Origin of the sequence: Sphingopyxis sp. BSNA05, assembly GCF_013265645.1 — a bacterium.
Taxonomy (GTDB): domain Bacteria; phylum Pseudomonadota; class Alphaproteobacteria; order Sphingomonadales; family Sphingomonadaceae; genus Parasphingorhabdus.
The window spans coordinates 1-534 of the sequence record NZ_PYIA01000118.1 but is presented as its reverse complement, the minus strand read 5'-3'; the positions used below and the strand labels follow the sequence as shown (position 1 = coordinate 534).

The following is a 534-nucleotide window of genomic DNA, read 5'->3' as shown; positions in this document are numbered from 1 at the left end:
GGCGCGCCCTAACGATAGGAATGGACTATGCTCTCCGCTTCCAATGTCCGCTCTGCGGGAGGCGCTGCCACTTATTTTGCAGCGGATAACTATTATACCAAAGCCGATGCGGACCGGTCCGGTCAGTGGATTGGAGAAGGAGCGGAGCGTCTCGGTTTAAAAGGTCAAGTCGATGCGTCAGCCTTTGAAGCTCTGCTGCGCGGTGAATTGCCAAATGGCGAGCGAGTGGGCAGCGATAAACAATATCACCGCGCCGGAACCGATCTTACTTTTTCGCTACCCAAAAGCTGGTCGCTAATCGCTCTGGTTGGCGGCGATAAGCGAATTATCGAAGCCTACCGGACAGCGGTCACAGAGACGCTGCAATGGGCCGAGAAGAATGTCGCCGAAACACGGGTTTTTTCGCATGGTAAAATTAAGGCCATTGGAACGGGCAATCTGACGATTGGACTGTTCCAGCATGACACCAATCGCAATTCTGAACCCAATGTTCATTTTCATGCGGTTGTCGCTAATATCACCCAAGGCCCGGAC

General features: G+C 53.2%; 1 protein-coding gene. It reads left to right on the top strand.

Going from position 1 to position 534, the window contains the following annotated elements; genetic code table 11:
* Window positions 1–27 precede the first annotated feature (27 nt).
* On the top strand, window positions 28–534 hold a 507-nt coding region (mobF, locus tag C8024_RS14210), incomplete at its 3' end, for a MobF family relaxase (RefSeq protein ID WP_173206350.1).